The sequence below is a fragment of the Pseudomonas sp. GW822-FHT04H02 genome (assembly GCF_058800645.1).
In genome coordinates this window covers 972,855-989,154 of the sequence record NZ_JBXAMM010000004.1, presented here as the reverse complement: position 1 = coordinate 989,154, position 16,300 = coordinate 972,855, and the positions used below count along the sequence as shown (strand labels likewise).

The 16,300-nt window shown below is 68.2% G+C and carries 16 protein-coding genes; 5 read left to right on the top strand and 11 right to left on the bottom strand.

What is annotated here, in order from left to right:
• The first annotated feature begins 61 nt into the window (after nucleotides 1-61).
• Together AC1RMG_RS21760 and AC1RMG_RS21755 are read left to right on the top strand one after the other, a co-directional pair.
• Nucleotides 62-694: a LysE family translocator gene (locus tag AC1RMG_RS21760; protein WP_220223050.1), complete on the top strand. Its 633-nt coding sequence runs from the start codon at nucleotides 62-64 to the stop codon at nucleotides 692-694.
• Nucleotides 695-718: 24 nt separating this feature from the next.
• Entirely contained in the window at nucleotides 719-1,063 is a 345-nt protein-coding gene (locus AC1RMG_RS21755; RefSeq protein ID WP_011062391.1) for an antibiotic biosynthesis monooxygenase family protein, read from the top strand.
• 4 nt (nucleotides 1,064-1,067) lie between these two features.
• Here the strand turns inward: AC1RMG_RS21755 and inhA are convergent, their stop codons facing one another.
• Complete coding sequence (gene inhA, locus AC1RMG_RS21750; RefSeq protein ID WP_493170230.1) at nucleotides 1,068-1,754, bottom strand: isonitrile hydratase; 687 nt, start codon at nucleotides 1,752-1,754, stop codon at nucleotides 1,068-1,070.
• A 92-nt stretch (nucleotides 1,755-1,846) separates the two neighbouring features.
• Between inhA and AC1RMG_RS21745 the strand changes: the two genes are divergently transcribed.
• Complete coding sequence (locus AC1RMG_RS21745; RefSeq protein WP_493170228.1) at nucleotides 1,847-2,830, top strand: GlxA family transcriptional regulator; 984 nt, start codon at nucleotides 1,847-1,849, stop codon at nucleotides 2,828-2,830.
• A 9-nt stretch (nucleotides 2,831-2,839) separates the two neighbouring features.
• Here the strand turns inward: AC1RMG_RS21745 and AC1RMG_RS21740 are convergent, their stop codons facing one another.
• The 9 genes from AC1RMG_RS21740 to AC1RMG_RS21700 all read right to left on the bottom strand — a co-directional run bounded on the left by AC1RMG_RS21740 (nucleotide 2,840) and on the right by AC1RMG_RS21700 (nucleotide 12,854).
• Nucleotides 2,840-5,278: an alpha/beta hydrolase gene (locus AC1RMG_RS21740; RefSeq protein ID WP_493170226.1), complete on the bottom strand. Its 2,439-nt coding sequence runs from the start codon at nucleotides 5,276-5,278 to the stop codon at nucleotides 2,840-2,842.
• 14 nt (nucleotides 5,279-5,292) lie between these two features.
• Complete coding sequence (locus tag AC1RMG_RS21735) at nucleotides 5,293-6,735, bottom strand: TIGR01777 family oxidoreductase (RefSeq protein ID WP_019094101.1); 1,443 nt, start codon at nucleotides 6,733-6,735, stop codon at nucleotides 5,293-5,295.
• 15 nt (nucleotides 6,736-6,750) lie between these two features.
• Entirely contained in the window at nucleotides 6,751-7,224 is a 474-nt protein-coding gene (locus tag AC1RMG_RS21730) for a hypothetical protein (protein WP_015636431.1), read from the bottom strand.
• Between the two features lie 76 nt (nucleotides 7,225-7,300).
• Nucleotides 7,301-8,206 carry an alpha/beta fold hydrolase gene (locus AC1RMG_RS21725; protein ID WP_493170224.1) on the bottom strand — a complete coding sequence of 302 codons (906 nt, stop codon included), beginning with the start codon at nucleotides 8,204-8,206 and terminating at the stop codon, nucleotides 7,301-7,303.
• Between the two features lie 426 nt (nucleotides 8,207-8,632).
• Nucleotides 8,633-9,094, bottom strand: a complete 462-nt coding sequence (locus tag AC1RMG_RS21720; RefSeq protein WP_011062384.1) for a cysteine hydrolase family protein — start codon at nucleotides 9,092-9,094, stop codon at nucleotides 8,633-8,635.
• On the bottom strand, nucleotides 9,091-9,468 hold the full coding sequence (locus AC1RMG_RS21715) for a VOC family protein (RefSeq protein WP_011062383.1): 378 nt from the start codon (nucleotides 9,466-9,468) through the stop codon (nucleotides 9,091-9,093). Before AC1RMG_RS21715 ends, AC1RMG_RS21720 begins: the two co-directional genes overlap by 4 nt.
• Before the next feature lie 66 nt (nucleotides 9,469-9,534).
• Entirely contained in the window at nucleotides 9,535-11,361 is a 1,827-nt protein-coding gene (locus AC1RMG_RS21710) for a glycoside hydrolase family 15 protein (protein ID WP_065363171.1), read from the bottom strand.
• Complete coding sequence (locus tag AC1RMG_RS21705) at nucleotides 11,354-12,154, bottom strand: glucose 1-dehydrogenase (protein WP_011062381.1); 801 nt, start codon at nucleotides 12,152-12,154, stop codon at nucleotides 11,354-11,356. The genes AC1RMG_RS21710 and AC1RMG_RS21705 overlap by 8 nt, the downstream gene beginning before the upstream one ends.
• 112 nt (nucleotides 12,155-12,266) lie before the next feature.
• Nucleotides 12,267-12,854, bottom strand: coding sequence for a TetR/AcrR family transcriptional regulator (locus AC1RMG_RS21700; protein WP_011062380.1), 588 nt, complete (start codon nucleotides 12,852-12,854; stop codon nucleotides 12,267-12,269).
• Nucleotides 12,855-12,989: 135 nt separating this feature from the next.
• Between AC1RMG_RS21700 and AC1RMG_RS21695 the strand changes: the two genes are divergently transcribed.
• Nucleotides 12,990-14,162, top strand: coding sequence for an MFS transporter (locus AC1RMG_RS21695; RefSeq protein ID WP_011062379.1), 1,173 nt, complete (start codon nucleotides 12,990-12,992; stop codon nucleotides 14,160-14,162).
• A gap of 70 nt (nucleotides 14,163-14,232) precedes the next feature.
• Nucleotides 14,233-14,973 carry a thioesterase II family protein gene (locus AC1RMG_RS21690; RefSeq protein ID WP_015636428.1) on the top strand — a complete coding sequence of 247 codons (741 nt, stop codon included), beginning with the start codon at nucleotides 14,233-14,235 and terminating at the stop codon, nucleotides 14,971-14,973.
• Between the two features lie 181 nt (nucleotides 14,974-15,154).
• Here AC1RMG_RS21690 and AC1RMG_RS21685 read toward each other — a convergent pair whose 3' ends face one another.
• Nucleotides 15,155-16,123, bottom strand: coding sequence for a siderophore-interacting protein (locus AC1RMG_RS21685; protein WP_015636427.1), 969 nt, complete (start codon nucleotides 16,121-16,123; stop codon nucleotides 15,155-15,157).
• Nucleotides 16,124-16,300 lie beyond the last annotated feature (177 nt).

Genomic DNA, 16,300 nt, shown 5'->3' with positions numbered 1-16,300 from the left:
ACTTTTTTGTTTGTATCAGACAGGCGTCCTAATCTAGCGGCTTTTGCGCAGGAGCGCTCACATGCCGGACCTTTCCACCCTGTCGATCTTCCTCGGCGCCGTGCTGCTGTTGCTGCTGTCGCCGGGACCCAACATGGCCTTTGTCATCAGCCACGGCGCAGCCTATGGCTGGCGCGGTGGGGTGGCATCGGGGCTGGGGATCGGCGCAGCGGATATCGGCCTGACCCTGCTCACGGCCACGGGCGTCACCGCCGTGGTGGCCAACTGGCCGCCGGCGTTCGACCTGATCCGCTATGCCGGGGTTGCCTACCTGCTGTGGCTGGCCTGGAAGGCCCTGGGCCAGCGGGGGGGCCTGGACCTTGCCGATACACCCCGGGTGCCGCTGGCCACGGTGTTTGTCCGGGCCCTGTGCAACAGCCTGCTGAACCCCAAGGCGCTGCTGTTCTTCATGGTGTTCCTGCCGCAGTTCGTGCGCCCCGAGCACGGCAGCATCGCTGTGCAACTGGTGGTCCTGGGCTTGCTGCTGACCCTGGTCAGCGGGGTCTTCCATACCAGCCTGGGGATCTTCGGCGCGGCCTTGCGCCGTGGCTTGCCCGGCAGCGATTCGCGGCTGGCCCGCTGGCAATCCTGGCTGCTGGCGGCGGTGCTGCTGGCCCTGGCCCTGCGCCTGGCGCTGCTGGCGCGTCCGCTCTGATTCATCAGCCAATGGAGTTTGACCATGTACATCGCCGCCTTTATCTACCAGCCGGGCCAGCGCGACGAGGAGTTCCACCGCCTCAGTGCGCTGATCGACGAAATTGCCATCAGCCTGCCGGGCTTCGTCGGCGCCCAATCCTGGACCAGCGCCGACCAGGGGCTGATCAACGCCAGCTATTACTGGGAGGACGAAGCCTCGATCCAGGCCTTTGCCAGCCACCCCAGGCACATCGAAGCCAAGCGCCAGTACCGGCGCTGGTACGCCGGTTATCAGGTGGTGATTTCCAGGGTCGAGCGCACCTATGGCGATGGCGCCATCACCCAGTTGCTGGGCAATGCCCGCCAGGGCCCGGTGCGCCGTGCCTGAAAGCTCAGCCGGCTGTCAGCCGCGCGGCCGCGCGCAGGGTGATTTCCCGGCGCTTGTGCAGCGAATCCGCAGCGCGCTGGCGGGCCTGCTGCACCACGCTGGCCGGCGCGGTATCCGGGCTGCCGGCCTCGAACGGCGGCGCCGGGGCGTACTCCAGTTGCAGTTGCACCCGCTGCGCGGTGGCGGCGTCGAACAGTTCGGCGGCCAGGGTCAGGGCGAAGTCGATGCCGGCGGTGATACCGCCGCCGGTCAGCAGGTTGCCGTCACGCACCACCCGCTCATGCACCGGTATCGCCCCCAGCGGCGCCAGCAGTTCGTGGTACGCCCAGTGGGTGGTGGCGCGCTTGCCCTGGAGCAGGCCCGCGGCGCCGAGCACCAGGGAGCCGGTGCACACCGAGGTCACGTAGCGCGCCCGGGCGGCCTGCTGGCGGATGAACGCCAGGGCCTGCGGGTCTTCCATCAGCGCCCCGACCCCGGTACCGCCGGGGATGCAGATCACATCCAGCGGCGGGCAGTCGGCGAAGCTTGTGGTGGCCTGCAGCACCAGCCCGGAGCTGGCCACCACCGGCCCCGGCTCCTTCCAGATCAGGTGCACCTGCACATCCGGCAGCGAGGCCAGTACGTCGTGGGGACCGGTCAGATCCAGTTGCTGGACCTCGGGGAACAACAGAAAACCTATCTGCACTGCCATTGCCTGTTCCTTGTGTCGATGAAGTGGACGGCTTGACTCTAGCGCTCTAGGATTTGGCGCATACGCCAACCAGCCCTCGATTTACGCCAACCATGCCCACTGCGCCGAAAAACGTGTTTGTCCTGGCCTTCGCCAATGCCCAGTTGCTGGATGTCAGCGGGCCGCTGCAGGTGTTCGCCTCGGCCAATGACCGGGCCCGCGGCCTGGGCCTGCCCTTGCCCTACCACCCGCGGGTGATTGCCAGCCCGGGCGGGGCGACCCTGAGCTCCTCGGGTCTGGCGCTGCTGGCCGAGCCGCTGCCGCTGCCGCAAGAGCCCTGCGACACCCTGATCGTTGCCGGTGGCTGGGGCGTCTACGAGGCGGCCCGTGATCCTGAACTGGTGGCCTGGGTGGCGGCCCGGGCTGCGGCGTCACGGCGGGTGGCGTCGGTCTGCACCGGGGCCTTTCTGCTGGCCGCCAGCGGCTGGCTGGACGGGCGCCGGGTGGTCACCCACTGGACCCGCTGCGAGCAGTTGGCCGAGCAATATCCGCGGCTGCAGGTGGAGGCCAATCCGATCTTCATCAACGATGGCCCGGTGTGGACCTCGGCCGGGGTCACCGCCGGCATCGACCTGGCCCTGGCCCTGGTGGAGGCCGACCTGGGGCGCGCAGTGGCGCTGGAAGTGGCGCGGCAACTGGTGGTGTTTCTCAAGCGCCCGGGGGGCCAGTCGCAGTTCAGCGTAACCCTGTCGCTGCAGAACCAGGGTGGGCGTTTCGACCGGCTGCACGCCTGGATCGCCGAGCACCTGGACCGCGAACTGACGGTGCCGGTGCTGGCCGAGCAGGCGGGAATGAGCGAGCGCAGTTTCGTCCGTCACTACCGCGGCGACACCGGCCAGACCCCGGCCCGGGCCATTGAACTGATCCGTGTGGAATGCGCCCGGCGCCTGCTGGCCGACAGCACCCTGCCGATCAAGCGCATCGCCGCCCAGTGCGGTTTCGGTAGCGAGGAAACCCTGCGTCGCAGCGTGCTGCGGGCCCTGGGCGTGACGCCCCAGGCCTACCGCGAACGCTTCGCCAGCATTGCGCAGCCCTGAGCGCGGGTTTCAGCCTTCTACCAGGCTCAGTTGGCCGTCGGCATACAGCACTTCGCGGCCGATCCAGGCCGGGTCTACCTGGGGCAGTACCGCCGAGGGCTTGCGCAGTTCGCGCAACAGGGTCGAACCGTGGGACAGGCGCCCGCCCATGCGTGCGATCACTGCCCGGGCCTGCTGATAGTGGGCATGGCGCCCGGGGTCGAGGGTGTCCTCCAGCAGAATGTCGACCCCCAGCACGCCCTGGACCTGGCCCGGGTAGATCATGAACCCCGCCGCCTGCTCGCTGCCTTCGCGGCCGTCCTGCCAGAAGCTGCCGCCACGGTTGCGCACCTGCTCATGGGGGGCGAACCAGTAGCCGCGATCAGCCTCGGGCACGGCGTGGTGCAGGCGGAAGAAGATCCGCATCAGGTTGTCCCGGTACCACTCGCGCACTTGCAGGTAATAGCCGCGCATGCCCGGCAAGCCCAGGCGGTGGGCCAGGGTGATGGCCGGGCTCCAGTGCGGGAAGGCTTGCAACGGCAACTCGGCGCACTGCGGGCGCGGGGTGCCTGGGTCGGTTTCCCAGGGCAGGCGATGGGGGCTGTTGTCCAGGTTGTCGTAGGCGGTGGGCGGACGCCCCAGCAGCGCGCCGCCACTGCTGGCCAGGGCGGTGGCGATGCACAGGTTGCCCTGCACCACGAACACATAGAAGCGGCTGAACCAGTCTGCCAGTTGCTGGCCGTCGGCCCCGGCGGCGTGCAACTGCGCCAGTTCCCGGTCGAAGCGCCGCAGGCCCGGTTCCAGGCTCAGCAGGTGGCCGCGGGCGATGTGCTGCATGCGCAGGAACCGTGGCAGCGAGCGCAACAGGCGCAGGGGCCGCAAGGGCAGCTGCGGGGTGGCGCCGCCCACCTCGCCGGCATAGCTGGAGGAGGGCAGGCCCCAGTCGGCCAGGCGCGCCAGGAACAGGTCATTGTTGATATAGGAAGCACCGCCGAACACTGCGGTGAAGGGCTCGTTGTCCTGCAGTACACGGGCGTCCCAGCGCGCCATGATCGCCGGAATGCTCGCCGCCGCCCGGCGCTGGCCGTACTCGACGAAACGGCTGGGTTGCGGTGGCAGGATCTCGGCGATATTGGCCGCGGTCAGGTGCCGGCGCCAGCCGTAGTCGCTGATGGGGCGGTACTGCAGCAGCCACAGTTGCTGGCCGTCCCAGGCCCATTCCACATCACCGGGCACGTAGTGGAAGGTCTTGAGCACCCCCTGCAGGAAATCCCACAGGGCGCTGGCGCTCAGGCCCCGGGTGGTGGCGAAATGGCCGCTTTCCCAGGCCGCGCCCAGGCGTGAAAGGATCGCCCGCTGCGGGCTGACCTGACCGTCGGCAAGGCTTTCCAGATGGCCCTCGACCCACTCCAGTTCCACCGCCAGGTGACGGACGAAGGCGATCCCCGACAGGGTCGGCTGGATAAAGCGCTGCACCACCACTTCCTCGACCCCGGCATCGCGCAGTTCGCCGATGCGCCCGGGCACTTGCTCGCTGGGCACCCGCAGGTAAGTGGTGCTCAAGCCGGCATTGGCCGAGTCGGCCTGGTCCTCGCCGTAGCTGGAGGAACGCACCGCCCACAGCGCCGCAGGCTGGCTGGCGAGCAGGGCCGGCAGCTGCGGGTCGATGGCGCTGTCCAGGGACAGGGCGCTGGGCACCGGCTGGCCGGCCAGCTCCGCCAGGCGCAGGCGGCCGCCCTTGGTGTGGGCGACGAAGCCGTTGTCGGCGGATTCCAGCCAGGCGACGAACTCGGCGGGGTGGTCGATCCAGGGGTAATGGCCCCAGCCCGGCCGCAGGCTGACCCGCAGGTCGGCCCGGGCCAGGATGGCCGACCAGGCTGCGGCCTGGGCAATCCCCAGCAGCCGGTCCTGGTCGCCCCAGACCAGTTGCACCGGGTCCTTGATCCACTCCAGCAGCGGCAGCGCGGTATCGGCCCGCAGTTGCTCCCACAGCGGTACGAAGGCCCGGCACCGACCATAGCCGGCGCCCATGCGCCGGTACTGCTCCTGGCTCCACGGCTGGCGCGAGAACTTGCCGGCAAACCACGTCGGTTTATGGCTGAGCAAGCCGTGAATCAGCAAGCGCGCGGGCAGCGGCGACATCAGCGCCGGCAAGCGCCGTTGCCAGAGAAAGGCCCCCACCGGCGACAACAGCACACTGCGGCAGAAGTGCCCCGGGCGGCGCTGCAAGGCGTGCAGCACGATCAGCGCGCTGACCCCCACCGCGACAATCCCCTGGCCCGGCTCGGTCATGCCCAGCAGGGCCTCGGCGTATTCACCCAGGTCCTGGCAGGGCGGCAGCGGGTTGTCGCCAAACCCCGGCAGCTCCAGGGGCTGCACCTGATAGCGCTGGAAGTGCGGCAGGGCATCGTCCCACCAGTCGGCGGCGCTGCCATTGCCCGCCAGCAGGTACAACAGGGGCTTGCTCATGGGCATTCCTCAGCTCAGGTCAGGTCGCGCAGGGCGGCGTCCAGGGTCGGGTAACGGAAGCGGTAGCCGGCCTGCAGCAGGCGCGCCGGCACTACCTTCTGGCCATCGAAGAACAGCTCGGCCATCTCCCCGGCCAGGGCCCGTACCGGCGCAGCCGGCACGTGCAGCCACACCGGGCGCTTGAGCACCTTGCCGACAGTAGTGGCGAAGGTGCCCTGGCTCACCGCTTCCGGCGCCACCATGTTGTAGGTGCCGGACAGCGTCGGGTCGTTCATGGCCCGGGCCATCACCTGCAACACGTCGTCGCGGTGCACCCAGCTCATGATCTGCCGGCCATCGCCCATGCGTCCGCCAAAGCCGAAATGGAAGGGCATCAGCAATGGCTTCAGGGCGCCGCCGGGACCGAAGACGATCCCCAGGCGCAGCACCACCTGGCGCACGCCGAAGCGGGTAGCCGGTTCGGCGGAGGATTCCCAGCGCGCGCACAGGTCGGCCATGAAGCCTTCGCCGCGCTCGGCGTTTTCATCCAGGCTCTGGCTGGCGTCGCGCACGCCATAGAAGCCGATGGCCGAAGCCTGGATCCACAGCTCCGGCTTGTGCTGGGCGTGTTGCAGCCAGTTGAGCAGGGCTTCGGTGGTGCCGACCCGGCTGGCCAGCAGTTGCGCCTGGCGCTTGGCCGACCAGCGCGGCCCGGCCACCGGGGCACCGGCCAGGTTGATGATCACGTCGAAGGCTTCGCCGTGGCCCAGCTTGCTCAGCGAGCGCAGGCAACGGGCGCGACCGTCGAACAGGTAGGCGGCGCGCAGCGGGTCCCGGGCCAGCACGCTGACCGTGTGCCCGGCATCCAGCAGTTGGTTGACCAGGGTCTCGCCGATAAAACCGGTGCCACCGGTGACCAGCACCCGCTTGCCGCTGCCACCGGCAAAGGGGTTGGCGCCCTGGCCCTGGCGTTGCAGGCGCAGCGCCGCCAGGCCGTCGCGGATGCCCGAGGCGGTGACGCCCACGGCGAACAGGCTCAGGGCCCAGCCCTGCCAGCCCAGGTCGATGGGATTCAAGGCACTGGGCAGGCGTGACCATTCCAGCAGTTGCAGGCCGTACAGGGCGAAGAAGGCCCCGGCGTTGATCGCCAGCACGGTGTGCATGATGCGTTCGATGGCCGGCAGCTTGCGGCTGCGATCCTCGACCACGAAGTCCCACAGGGTCAGGCCGATTTCCAGGGCGAACAGCAGGGCGATCACCAGGGCCCAGATGCCCTGGAACGCCAGGTGGGCGATGCCCATGAACAGCACGCCGTAGAAGCACGAGCGCAGGGCATGGATGCTCAGTTCCTTGCGGGCGCTGTGACGCTGCGGCAGGGCCACGGTGAGTTCGTGATGGTAGAGAGTATCCAGGGCGCCGAGCACGCCCTGGGCGAGCAACAGGGCGATAGCCCACTGCAGGATTGGCAAATCAGCCACGATGGTGAAGTCCTTTTACGAGGGAAGACGAGAGGTACGGCGGTCGTGGCGCTGCAGCCACAGTAACGGCGGCAGCAGCACCAGCAGGGCGAAGCTGTCGATCCACAGGTGGGCGGTCATGTTCATCTGCCAGGACAGCCACATGTCCTGGGGCGCCCACAGCACAATCCCGGCCATCAGCCAGGCCCAGGCGGCAGGGGCCCGCAGGCGGTTGCCCAGGTGCACCAGCCCCAGCAGGAACAGCGAATAGCTTTGCAGGGTGGCGCCGAACAGCCCCAGCCACCAGATCTGCTGGGCCCGGGCCGGTGCCGGCGCGGCGGCGCCCCAGAAGGCCTGTTCGATGCCCGCAAGGTAATCGTTGAACAGGCCACTGTGGCCGGCCCAGGTCAGCAGCAGCCCGGCCAGCAGGTGGCCGGCGCCGACGGCATACAGCCAGAGCACCAGGGCCCGGCGCAGGCCGGGTCGGGGAGAAGCGGCGACAGATAACATTCCATGTCCTGTGGGGGGATCGAGGCCGCGAAGTGTACCGATTTTTTCCGGCCCATGGCGTGCGCCGGTGCCCATCTCAGGGCTTGCCGAGCAACTCCAGCAGCGCGTCGAGGGTGGCTTGCGGCGCTTCCTGGGGCAGGTTGTGGCCGATCCCCGGGAGGATCCGCCGCTGATAGGGCCCACTGAGCAGACCGACATCGGGGTCCGGCTCGGTGGCCGGGCCGACGCCGTCGTCAGCGCCGCACAGGGCGATGGTCGGCACCCGGATCGGCGGTTGCGCCTCCAGCGCCCGCTCGATGCTTTCCAGGCCCGGGTCGCCCGGCACATAGCCGAAGCGATGGCGGTAGGAATGGATCACCACCGCGACGAAGTCCGGGTTGTCGAAAGAGGGCGCGCTCAGGCCATAGAGCCCCGGCCCTTGTTTCCAGGTTGGCGACCACAGGCGCCACAACAGCTCGCAGAATTCCCGGCGGTTGGCCGTCAGGCCGTCCACCCCGCGCTGGGTATTGAAGTAGTACTGGTACCACAGCCGCAGCTCGGTCTCCGGCGCCCGGGGCTCGATGGCCCGGGGAATGTCCTGGATGTTGTAGCCGTCGGCGCTCATCAGGCCCTTGACCCGCTGCGGCCACAGCGCCGCGACGATGCACGCGGCGCGCCCACCCCAGTCGTAGCCGGCGAGGGTGGCCTGGGGCAGGTGCAGGGCGTCCATCAGTTCCAGCAGGTCCCGGGCCAGGGCCGCCTGCTGCCCGGAGCGCATGATCTGCTCGCTGACAAAGCGCGTCGGGCCGTAGCCCCGCAGGTAGGGAACGATGACCCGATAGCCGCGCTCGGCCAGCGGCGGGGCGATCTCGTCGTAGGCCCGCGGGTCGTAGGGAAAACCGTGGAGCAGGATCACCGGTTCGGCGCTGCGCGGGCCATGTTCCTCATAGGCGATATGCAGGCTGGGGGTGCTGACCTGGTGCAGGGAGGCTGGGCTGGGCATGACGACTCCGGATCCGGTGGGCCGGGAAAAGCTAGCGCAAAACTTGCGTGCTGTCCTCAAGCCTTAGCGGCATGCAGCCCGTGGGCGTCGCGCCAGCAGCCGGCGGATGTCTTCCAGGGAACTGTGGCCCTACGGTTCGGGGCCCTTGATGTGCACGTAGCAGCGCAGGCCGCCGGTGAAGCTCATGAGGGGCCTGGTGAGGGAGCGCGAATGCGGACTCTAGCGCTGTGTGGCCCGCAAGATCGCCTTCGCCGGCAAGCCGGCCCCTACGCAACGGCGCCGCCACCTGAGGGCTGTATGCGCTGGCTTGCCAGCGAAGAGGCCCGCAAGATTGCCTTCGCCGGCAAGCCGGCACCTACGCAACGGCGCTGCCACCTGAGGGCTGTAGGAGCTGGCTTGCCAGCGAAGGGGCCCGCAAGCCGGCCCCTAGAGTTCGTCGCTGCGGGCCAGGTGCTTGAAGTGATGCCGCCACAGGTCGATGCCCAGGCCGCCGCTGCGGTCCAGGGACGAACCCACGGTCAGGTCGGTGAGCAGGGTCGGCTGCAAGCCGGCATCGAACAGGGCAAAACCTGCGGCCAGCACGCAGGTGTCGGTCTGGATACCGCACACCAGCACACGCTCGGGGGCAAGGCTTTTGAGGTGCTCGAGAATCTCCGTCGTCGGCCCGTAGCCGTGCTTGATGAAGACCTTGTCGGCGGCCACCAGGCTCTGGTCATCCACCGCCGGCTGCCAGCCCAGTTGCCGGGCGAAGGGCGTGCGGCTTTCATCATGGCGCTCCACCGTGGCCACCGAGGGCATGCGCCCGAGCAGGCGGTTGATGCCGTCCACCAGCCACTGCGGAGGGTTGAAGCAGGGTTGCACGTCGATGATCAGCAGCACTTGGTTCATGACGCTTGCCCCAAACGGGCCGGCTGGCGCAGGCCGATGCAGTTGCCCCAGGGGTCCTGCACCTGGCAGATCGAGTCGCCGCCTTCAATGACCATGGGCCCGCGATACAGGCGCCCACCCAGCCCGGTCAGGCGCTGCACCTGGCCGGGCAGATCGGCGACCTGCCAGTACACCACCGTGCCCGCCGGCCCCTGGCCGACCTTGGCGTCGCAGGGGACGATTTCCAGGGACAGGCCCGCGAGCTGCAAATGGCCGAAATCATCCGGCTCGTGCAGCACCCGGCGGGCCTGGGGAAAGGCCTGGGCGTACCAATGGGTGGCGGCACGCCAGTCGGCGGCATGGATCATCACGGCGATGATCGGCGAGTCGGGCATGGGGCGAGTTCCATTTCTGTCGGGCACCAAGGGAAGAACGCCCCGGTGTCAGCACCGGGGCCGGGCTCAAGGTTGCCAGACGCTCTTGTCGCCACTCAAGCGCCGGTCGAGAAAACTTGCCGCGCTGATCAGCGCCAGGTGGGTCAGGGCCTGGGGCGTGTTGCCCAGGTGGCGGCCGTGGCTGTCGAACTCCTCGGCGTACAGGCCCAGGGGGTTGGCGTAGCGCAGCAGTTGCTCGAACTCCAGGTGCGCCTGCTCCAGGCGCCCGGCCCGGGCCAGGCATTCGACGTACCAGAACGAGCAGGCGGCGAAGGCGCCTTCGGTGCCGGCCAGGCCGTCGATCTGGCTGTCGTCATTGCGGTAGCGGTAGACCATGCCGTCACGCACCAGGCTCTTTTCGATGGCATCCAGGGTCGCCAGCCAGCGCGGGTCCTTGGCGCTGACAAAGCGCACCAGGGGCATCAGCAGCATCGAACCGTCCAGGGCGGTACTGCCGATGTGCTGGACGAAATGCCCGTGCTCCTGGTTCCAGAACCGGCTCCAGATATCGTCGTAGATGGCTTGCCGGGTCTGGTCCCAGCGGGCGAAGGGGGCCGGCAGCGAACGCTTGGAGGCCAGGCGGATGGCGCGGTCCACCGCCACCCAGCACATCAGCCGCGAGTGCAGGAAGTGGTGCTGCTCGCCGCGCATCTCCCAGATGCCCACATCCTTGCTCTGCCAGCTGTCACAGACCTGGTCCACCACCTGTACCGTGTGTTTCCAGCCTTCGTGCGAGATGGCCTCGCCGTACTTGTTCACCAGGTACACCGCATCCAGCAGCTCGCCGAAGATATCCAACTGCACCTGGTCGTAGGCCTGGTTGCCGATGCGCACCGGTTGCGCGCCGCCGTGCCCGGAGAGGTGCCCAAGCTCGGTCTCCGGCAACTCCTGGCGGCCGTCGATGCCGTACAGGATATTGAGCTTCATCGGTTGCCCATGGCAGTCGCTGACCCGGCCCCGCAGCCAGCCCATGTAGGCGTTGGCCTCCTCGACGAAACCCAGGCGCATGAAGGCGTAGACGGTGAACGAGGCGTCGCGTACCCAGGTGTAGCGGTAGTCCCAGTTGCGTTCGCCGCCGGGGCTTTCCGGCAGGCCGAAGGTGGCCGCCGCGAGGATCGCGCCATGGCGCCTGGAGGTCAGCAGTTTCAGCGCCAGGGCCGAACGGTTGACCATCTCGCGCCAGCGGCCGCGGTAGTTGGACTGGCCGATCCAGTCGCGCCAGAACTTCAGGGTGCGCGTAAGGTGCAGCTCGCTATCGCCGTGCCGCACCCGCAGATCGTCGACGCCACCGAGGATGAATTCGGCGCCCTGGCCCTGTTGCAGCACGAACTCGGCCCGCGCCGAGTCCCGTTCAAGGTAAAGCGGCTGGTCGCCCAGCAGGCGCAGCCCGGGCTGCCCGGGGGCTTCGAAGCACACCGAGTCGCCTTCCTGTCGTGCCCCGGTGGCGGCCCGCCCATAGTCCAGGCGCGGCGCGCAGTGCAGGCGCAGGGTGGCCTGGCCGCTGACCACCCGTACCCGGCGGATCAGCAGCGGCAGCTGCTCGGGGTCGTCGTCGATGGTCAGCAGGTCGGTGACTTCCACCACCGCCTCGGTTCCCAGCCAGCGGGTCTGCAGGACGTTGCTGTCGGGCAGGTAGATCTGCTGGCGCCGGGCGTCGGCCAGCACCGGTGCCAGTTCGAAGATCCCGGCGGCGGGGGAGTCCAGCAGCGAGCAGAAGATGCTCGGGCTGTCGAACTCCGGCCAGCAGAAGAAGTCGATGCTGCCCTGGTCGTCGACCAGGGCGGCGCTGCGCATGTCGCCGATGATGCCGTGGGCGTCGATGGGGCGTTGTGCCGTGGGATGCTGCTCAGCCATTGCCGCGAAACTCCGGATAGAGGCTCATGCCGCCGTCGATGAACAGGGTGCTGCCGACCACATAGTCGGAGGCGTCCGAGGCCAGCCATAGCGCGGCATTGGCCACATCCTCGGGGTCGCCGACCCGGCCGTAGGGAATCAGCTTGAGCAGTTCCTGCTCTGCCGCGCCCTCGGTGGCGGTGCGGTTGATGGCGGTGCGGATCGCCCCCGGGGCGATGCCGTTGATGCGGATCCGCTGCTGGCTGACTTCCTGGGCCAGGGTGCGCATCAGCATGTCCACGCCGCCCTTGGAAGCCGCGTAATTCACGTGCCCGGCCCAGGGAATCAACTGGTGCACCGAACTCATGTGGATGATCTTGCCCGCCGCCTTGGACACCCCGGCGCGCACCCCCTGGCGCTGGAAGATGTTCAGCGCCGCGCGAGCACAGAGGAACTGCCCGGTGAGATTGACGCCGATCACCCGGTTCCAGTCGTCCAGGCTCAGGCTGGCGGCCGGCCCATCCTTTTGCAGGCCGGAATTGGCCACCAGGATGTCGAGAAAACCAAAGGCCTCGATGGCCTGGGCGAACAGCGCCTCGACCTGGGCCTCATCGGCCACATCGGCGCCAATGGCAATGGCCCGGCCGCCTTCGGCATTGATCCGCGCGGCCAACTGCTCGGCCGGCGCGGCCTGGGAGTTGTAGTTGAGCACCACGCTGGCACCGGCCGCCGCCAGGGCGATTGCGGTGGCGGCGCCAATGCCGGAGCTGGCGCCAGTGACCAGGGCTACCTGCTGGTCGAGGGATATCTGCATGCACTGCACTCCTGTCGCCGCTGTCGAAGGCCGGGGCTGATGCGCCCATGCGACACGCAACGCATCAGTGGCCCCTGTTGTGCTGACCCCGGACGCGGTTCAGGAGTTCAGTTCAGCGCGGTGGTTGCAGCCCGCGCAGCAGCAGCTCAAGCGCTTGCAGGGCTTGTTGCAGGCGTTGCCCGGGCTGCTCGGCGGCGGCGATCCACAGCGCCGCGTCCACCAGGCTGCCGTTGATCAGGCGCGCCAGGGCCTGGCTCGGCGCGGGCGTGATCAGCCCGGCTTCGACCAGCGCTTGCAGGCGGCGGCTGAGGGAGTCGATGCAGTGTTCCTCGGCTGGCTGCCGTTGCCCCAGTACGGCCCGGGCATCCTGCAGGACGATGCGGCGGATTTCGGCTTCCTGGGCCATTTCCAGGTAGGCCCGGCAGCGCTGGGCAAAGCCTTGCCAGGGATCACTGGCCGCTGCGGAAATGGCCTCCAGGCGCTCATCCATTTCACTGTCGATCTGCTCCACCACCGCCGCCAGCAACCCCTGCTTGTCACCGAAGTGGTGATACAGCGCGCCCCGGGTCAGCCCGGCTTCGGCGGTCAGGTCGTCCATCGAGGTCTTGGCGTAGCCCAGGCGGGCAAAGGCCTGGCGCGCGCTGGCAATCAGCCTGGCGCGGGTTTGCTCGATCATCGCGGCGCGTGGGCGGCTGCTCATGGACACAGTTCTCCAACAAATGGCGGGTTGACATACGAGGCGTATGTTTACATGATTTTTAACATACGAGGCGTATGTGTTTCTACTGTGCCTGCCCTTTGTGGCAAGTTGCAGCCCCCCAAGGAGTCGTTGTAAATGGCAAACCCCTACCGCGAACTGTTCAAGGCCCCCGGCAGCCGGGCCTTTGTGCTGGCCGGGATGATCGCGCGCATGCCGATCTCCATGACCGGCATCGGCCTGATCACCATGCTGGCTCAACTGCACGGCGGGTACGCCCTGGCCGGCTCGGTGGCGGCGACGTTCGCCCTGGCCACGGCGTTCTGCGCGCCCCAGGTATCGCGCCTGGTGGACCGTTACGGCCAGAGCCGGATATTGCCCCTGGCCGCCGGCCTGGGGGGCGGGGCGCTGCTGGCCCTGCTGCTGTGCACCCGCTTGCAGGCCCCGCACTGGACCCTGTTCCTCTGCGCCGCCCTGGCCGGCTGCATGCCCAGCATGTCGGCCATGGTCCGTGCCCGCTGGACCGAGCTGTACCGCGGCCAGCCGCAGCTGCAGACCGCCTATGCCCTGGAGTCGGTGCTCGATGAGGTCTGCTTTATTGTCGGCCCGCCCTTGTCGGTGGGCCTCAGCGTCGGCCTGTTTCCCGAAGCCGGGCCCCTGGCGGCGCTGCTGATGCTGGTGCTGGGGGTCAGTGTGTTCGTCATGCAGAAGAGCACCGAGCCGCCGGTCCATCCCCATGAGGAAGGGCACGCTGGCTCGATCATTCGTTCGGTGGAAATCCGCCTGCTGCTGTTGCTGATGACCGCCATGGGCACCATCGTCGGGGTGGTGGACGTGGTCAGCGTGGCTTTCGCCCAGCAACAGGGGCAGCCGGCGGCGGCGAGCATCGTGCTCTCGGTGTACGCCATCGGCTCATGCCTGGCGGGCATCGCCTTTGGCGCCCTGAAACTGGCCACGCCCTTGCCCCGGCTGTTCATGTACGGCGGCATCGCCACGGCGCTGACCACCTTGCCGCTGCTGCTGGCGAGCAACATCCTCGGCCTGTCCCTGGCGGTGTTCGTTGCCGGGCTGTTTTTCTCGCCGACCCTGATCGTCGCGATGGCCCTGGTGGAACGCAGCGTGCCGCCGGCCAAGCTCACCGAGGGCCTGACCTGGCTGGTCACCGGCCTGAGCATCGGCGTGGCCCTGGGGGCCGCGGGGTCCGGAGCGCTGGTGGACCAGTTCGGCGCCCGCAGCGGCTTCTGGCTGGCCCTGGCGGGCGGCGCGGTGGTACTGGGGGCGGCGTTGCAGAGCTATCGACGCATGCGCTGAGCTGATCGGTGGACTAATTTGTTCCCCTCGTGCTGCGTTTCTTTAGCGTCCATCCGTCGAGGGAATAACCGTGACTCAGTTGAACCTGCTGTGCCTGCCGTATTCCGGCGCCAGCGCCATGGTCTACAGCCGCTGGCGCCGCAAGCTGCCGCAGTGGCTGCACCTGCAACCGCTGGAGCTGCCCGGGCGTGGCGCCCGTTATGCCGAGCCGCTGCACACCGACATGCGCGAGCTGGCGCGGCAGCTTGCCCTGGAAATCCGGGGCACGCTGCGCACCCCTTACGCCCTGTTCGGCCACAGCCTGGGCGCCTTGCTGGCCTGCGAACTGGCCCATGCCCTGCGCGCCCTGGGGTGCCCGGAGCCGGTGGCGCTGTTCGCCTCGGGCACTGCTGCGCCGACCCTGCGCACCGAATACGACCGGGGGTTTGCCGAGCCCAAGACCGATGAGCAACTGATCGAACAGTTGCGCACCCTCAACGGCACCAGTGAAGAAGTGCTGGCCAACCAGGAACTGATGAGCCTGACCTTGCCGATCCTGCGGGCCGACTTTCTCTTGTGCGGGCGCTTTCGCCCGGTGCAACGGCCACTGCTCAATTGCCCGGTGCATGTGCTGGGCGGCAAGACGGATCGCGCCACCACCGAGCAACTGATCGGCTGGAGCAAGGAAACCCACGGCAGTTTTTCGGTGGACATGCTGGCGGGCGGGCACTTTTTCATCCACGAGCACGAGGCCAAGGTGCTGAGCCTGCTCAAGGGCCATCTGGAGGTGCATCGCCGCCGCCACCTGCAACCGGTAGCCGCGGTTTCCTAGCGGCTACACACCCGCTTGCTGTAGCCACTGGCGCAGGCTGCGCACGGCCCGCAGGGGCGCAAAAATCCCGGGTTCGCCAGGGGTTCGGCTGGCGATCGCCAAGCAAGGTCCGGCGGGCCTTTGTGCAGCTTCGCGGCCTCGGCAGCGGCTACAGGGAAGAGGGTGGGGCGGTTGGTGGGGCTCAACCCAGGGAGCTGCCCAGGCGCCAGTAGCCCATCAGGGTCAGGTTGCGACGCTCCTGGCCGCGCTCGTTGATCAGGTGGCGGCGAATGTTCATCACCGTGGCCGACTCGCCGGCCACCCAGGCGTAGAAATCGTTGTCCGCCGGTTGGGCGGTTTCCCAGAGGCGTTGTTCGTCGTTGCGTTCGGAAACCTTGATCGGCCGGCGCTGGCTGTTGGCCGGTGGCAGTTCGGCCAGCTCCCGGGCGGCATGGATCAGGGTTTCGCCATGGCGTGCGCCCAGCAGGTCCCGGGGCAACCAGTTGATCCGCGCCAGCGGGTGGCAGCGCAGGTCGATGCAATCGCTTTCATAGGGCACTTCGATAAACGCCTGCACATCCGGATGGTCCGGATAACCCTGCAGTTCTTCCAGAATGCCGGCAATCGCCGGCAGCGCGGTTTCATCGCCCATCAACAGCACCTTGCGGATCCCCGCCGGCGGCAGCCATTCATAACCACCGGGGTCGCCGCTGTAGGCCTTGTTCGGCACCACCATCTGCAGGCGGTCGCCGGGCCGGGCATGGGTGGCCCAGGCGGAGGCCGGGCCGTTGACCCCGTGCAGGACGAAATCCACATCCATTTGCGCAGGCTGCAGGCGCAGGGCGCGAATGGTGTAGGTGCGCATTGGCGGTTGCTGCTCGGCCGGCAGCTTGCGCCGGGCCGCTTGCCAGTCGCCTTCCACCGGCAGTTGCGAGGGCGTGCCATCGGCCCCGGGAAACAGCAGCTTGATGCGCTGGTCCGGTGCCAGGGTACGCGCCTGGGCGATGTCCTCGCCGGTGAACACCAGGCGGGCCATGGACGGGCTGAGGTGGATGCGCTGCTTGAGCTCGACGTTGATTACCCGGTAGCCCTTTGGCCTGGACCGGTCGATGCCGGTCAGTTTGCGCAAGCCTTGGGTGAGGAGGCCGGTCAGCGATTGAGCGGAAGACATGGGCGGGTACCTGCTGCAAGGGGAGGATAAGGAAGGAACGAAGGATGAGCGGGGTGATTTACTGCTGGCGGCGCCTGCCCAATCACCCTGAGGGGCCCGCAAGCGGGTTGTTCTGGCGCTGTGCGGGGTTAATTTTCCCCGGCCTTCATCCGTTCCGTAGGGATGACCGAGCCAATG

What these genes read in the sequence shown, in the direction of transcription:
- AC1RMG_RS21760 (WP_220223050.1), top strand. Translation starts at nt 62, where the DNA reads ATGCCGGACCTTTCCACCCTGTCGATCTTCCTCGGCGCCGTGCTGCTG.
- AC1RMG_RS21740 (WP_493170226.1), bottom strand. Translation starts at nt 5,278, where the DNA reads ATGAGCAAGCCCCTGTTGTACCTGCTGGCGGGCAATGGCAGCGCCGCC.
- AC1RMG_RS21685 (WP_015636427.1), bottom strand. Translation starts at nt 16,123, where the DNA reads ATGTCTTCCGCTCAATCGCTGACCGGCCTCCTCACCCAAGGCTTGCGC.
- AC1RMG_RS21730 (WP_015636431.1), bottom strand. Translation starts at nt 7,224, where the DNA reads ATGTTATCTGTCGCCGCTTCTCCCCGACCCGGCCTGCGCCGGGCCCTG.
- AC1RMG_RS21715 (WP_011062383.1), bottom strand. Translation starts at nt 9,468, where the DNA reads ATGCCCGACTCGCCGATCATCGCCGTGATGATCCATGCCGCCGACTGG.
- AC1RMG_RS21720 (WP_011062384.1), bottom strand. Translation starts at nt 9,094, where the DNA reads ATGAACCAAGTGCTGCTGATCATCGACGTGCAACCCTGCTTCAACCCT.
- AC1RMG_RS21705 (WP_011062381.1), bottom strand. Translation starts at nt 12,154, where the DNA reads ATGCAGATATCCCTCGACCAGCAGGTAGCCCTGGTCACTGGCGCCAGC.
- AC1RMG_RS21745 (WP_493170228.1), top strand. Translation starts at nt 1,847, where the DNA reads ATGCCCACTGCGCCGAAAAACGTGTTTGTCCTGGCCTTCGCCAATGCC.
- inhA (WP_493170230.1), bottom strand. Translation starts at nt 1,754, where the DNA reads ATGGCAGTGCAGATAGGTTTTCTGTTGTTCCCCGAGGTCCAGCAACTG.
- AC1RMG_RS21710 (WP_065363171.1), bottom strand. Translation starts at nt 11,361, where the DNA reads ATGGCTGAGCAGCATCCCACGGCACAACGCCCCATCGACGCCCACGGC.
- AC1RMG_RS21755 (WP_011062391.1), top strand. Translation starts at nt 719, where the DNA reads ATGTACATCGCCGCCTTTATCTACCAGCCGGGCCAGCGCGACGAGGAG.
- AC1RMG_RS21695 (WP_011062379.1), top strand. Translation starts at nt 12,990, where the DNA reads ATGGCAAACCCCTACCGCGAACTGTTCAAGGCCCCCGGCAGCCGGGCC.
- AC1RMG_RS21700 (WP_011062380.1), bottom strand. Translation starts at nt 12,854, where the DNA reads ATGAGCAGCCGCCCACGCGCCGCGATGATCGAGCAAACCCGCGCCAGG.
- AC1RMG_RS21725 (WP_493170224.1), bottom strand. Translation starts at nt 8,206, where the DNA reads ATGCCCAGCCCAGCCTCCCTGCACCAGGTCAGCACCCCCAGCCTGCAT.